3 protein-coding genes are annotated in these 2,951 nt (G+C 69.1%); all 3 read left to right on the top strand.

The window, feature by feature from the left end; translation table 11 throughout:
- A partial coding sequence (gene rpoZ, locus A5692_RS07720) for a DNA-directed RNA polymerase subunit omega (RefSeq protein ID WP_067928512.1) occupies nt 1–281 on the top strand: 281 nt, incomplete at its 5' end.
- 20 nt (nt 282–301) lie between these two features.
- Nucleotides 302–1,564, top strand: a complete 1,263-nt coding sequence (gene coaBC, locus A5692_RS07715; RefSeq protein WP_068054235.1) for a bifunctional phosphopantothenoylcysteine decarboxylase/phosphopantothenate--cysteine ligase CoaBC — start codon at nt 302–304, stop codon at nt 1,562–1,564.
- Nucleotides 1,565–1,661: 97 nt separating this feature from the next.
- Entirely contained in the window at nt 1,662–2,873 is a 1,212-nt protein-coding gene (gene metK, locus A5692_RS07710) for a methionine adenosyltransferase (protein ID WP_068054233.1), read from the top strand.
- The last annotated feature ends 78 nt before the right edge of the window (nt 2,874–2,951 follow it).

Here is a 2,951-nt window from a genome sequence, read left to right as displayed (position 1 = left end):
GGTTCGACCCGTCGGCGGGCGGACAACGCGCCTACGACACCCCGCTGGGCATCACCAACCCGCCCATCGACGAGCTGCTGGACCGCGTGTCGAGCAAGTACGCCCTGGTCATCTACGCGGCCAAGCGCGCCAGGCAGATCAACGACTACTACAACCAGCTCGGCGAGGGGATCCTCGAATACGTCGGGCCGCTGGTCGAGCCGGGGCTGCAGGAGAAGCCGTTGTCGATCGCGCTGCGCGAGATCCACGCCGACCTGCTCGAGCACACCGAGGGCGAGTAACAGGCTGGGCCGGGCGCGCTGTGGACAACCGCGATCGGGTCGCGAAAAACGTCATCGTCGGCGTCTCCGGTGGCATCGCCGCCTATAAGGCGTGCACGGTCGTTCGTCAGCTCTCCGAGGCCGGTCACCGGGTGCGGGTCATCCCCACCGAATCCGCGCTGCGGTTCGTCGGGGCCGCCACGTTCGAGGCGCTGTCCGGCCAGCCGGTGCACACCGGGGTTTTCGAGAACGTCCCGGACGTGCCGCACGTCCAGCTCGGCCAGAAGGCCGACCTGGTCGTGGTGGCGCCGGCCACGGCGGATCTGCTGGCCCGCGCGGTGCACGGCCGCGCCGACGACCTGCTGACCGCGACCCTGCTCACCGCGCGCTGCCCGGTGCTGTTCGCGCCCGCGATGCACACCGAGATGTGGTTGCACCCGGCCACCGTCGACAACGTGGCCACCCTGCGGCGGCGCGGAGCCGTGGTGCTCGAACCCGCGTTCGGCCGGCTCACCGGCGCCGACAGCGGCTCGGGACGGCTGCCCGAGGCGGAGGAGATCACCACGCTGGCTGAGCTGCTGCTCGAACGCCACGATGCGCTTCCCTACGACCTGGCCGGCTGCAAGGTGCTGGTGACCGCCGGCGGCACCCGCGAGCCGATCGACCCGGTCCGTTTCATCGGCAACCGCAGCTCGGGCAAGCAGGGCTATGCGGTGGCCCGCGTCGCCGCCCAGCGCGGCGCCGAGGTCACGCTGATCGCCGGGCACACCGCCGGACTCATCGATCCCGCCGGCGTCGAGGTCGTCCACGTCAGCTCCGCGGAGCAGCTCGGCGACGCGGTGGCCAAGCACGCCCCCGCGGCCGACGTGCTGGTGATGGCGGCGGCCGTCGCCGACTTCCGGCCCGCGCAGGTTTCCGCCGCCAAGATCAAAAAGGGTCCGGACGACCGAGACGAGCCGCCCGTGATCGAGCTGGTGCGCAACGACGACGTGCTGGCCGGCGCCGTGCGGGCGCGGGCCCACGGCGAGCTGCCCAACATGCGGGCCATCGTCGGCTTCGCCGCGGAAACCGGCGACGCCAACGGCGACGTGCTCTTCCACGCCCGCGCCAAGCTGCGCCGCAAGGGCTGCGACCTGTTGGTGGTGAACGCGGTGGGCGACGGCAGGGCCTTCGAGGTGGACAGCAACGACGGATGGCTGCTTACCGCCGACGGCACCGAGTCCGCGCTGCAGCACGGTTCCAAGACGCTGATGGCCAGTCGTATCGTGGATGCGATCGGCGCGTTCCTGCACGGCGGCGGGTAATACGGTTCGGTTTTCCTGTGGCGCCAGGCCAGGTGCCGGCCGGCACCATGCCAGCCGATATAATTCGGTTAACTAACTATTTGGAAGGGTTGAGATTGTGAGCGAAAAGGGTCGCCTGTTTACCAGTGAGTCGGTGACTGAGGGACATCCCGACAAGATCTGTGACGCGATCAGCGACTCTGTTCTCGACGCCCTGCTGGCGCAGGACCCCCGCTCACGTGTCGCGGTGGAGACGCTGGTCACCACCGGTCAGGTGCACGTCGTCGGTGAGGTGACGACGACCGCCAAGGAGGCGTTCGCCGACATCACCAACACGGTCCGCGAGCGCATCCTCGAGATCGGCTACGACTCGTCGGACAAGGGCTTCGACGGGGCGTCGTGCGGGGTGAACATCGGCATCGGCGCCCAGTCGCCCGACATCGCCCAGGGCGTCGACACCGCCTACGAGGCCCGGGTCGAGGGTGAGCGGGATCCGCTGGACTCCCAGGGCGCCGGCGACCAGGGCCTGATGTTCGGCTACGCGATCGCCGACACCCCCGAATACATGCCGCTGCCCATCGCCCTGGCCCACCGCCTGTCCCGGCGGCTGACCGAGGTGCGGAAGAACGGCGTGCTGCCGTACCTGCGCCCGGACGGCAAGACGCAGGTCACCATCGAATACGAAGACAACGTCCCCGTCCGGCTCGACACCGTGGTGATCTCCACCCAGCACGCGGCCGACATCGACCTGGAGAAGACCCTGACCCCCGACCTTCGGGAGAAGGTGGTCAACACCGTGCTCGACGATCTGGCGCACGACACGCTGGACACCTCGCAGACGCGGCTGCTCTTCAACCCGACCGGCAAGTTCGTCCTGGGCGGCCCGATGGGCGACGCGGGGCTGACCGGCCGCAAGATCATCGTCGACACCTACGGCGGATGGGCCCGCCACGGCGGCGGCGCCTTCTCCGGCAAGGATCCGTCCAAGGTGGACCGCTCGGCCGCCTACGCGATGCGCTGGGTGGCCAAGAACATCGTCGCCGCTGGTTTGGCCGAGCGGGTCGAGGTGCAGGTGGCCTACGCGATCGGCAAAGCCGCCCCCGTCGGGCTGTTCGTGGAGACGTTCGGCACCGCCACGGTCGACCCGGTCAAGATCGAGAAGATCGTCCCGGAGGTCTTCGACCTGCGGCCCGGCGCCATCATCCGCGACCTGGACCTGTTGCGCCCGATCTACGCGCAGACCGCCGCGTACGGCCACTTCGGCCGCACCGACATCGAGCTGCCGTGGGAGCAGCTCAACAAGGTCGACGACCTCAAGCGCGCCGTCTAGGTGTACCCGGCTCGAACGTTGTTGACGGTTTGACTGTGAGAAGGGAGGACCTCCGGGCTTAGTGGAGATGTCTGACGT

It is taken from the genome of Mycobacterium sp. E342 (assembly GCF_001667665.1).
Lineage (GTDB): Bacteria > Actinomycetota > Actinomycetes > Mycobacteriales > Mycobacteriaceae > Mycobacterium.
Note: the sequence above shows the minus strand (reverse complement) of the source record. Positions and strands in the feature narration are given on the sequence as shown.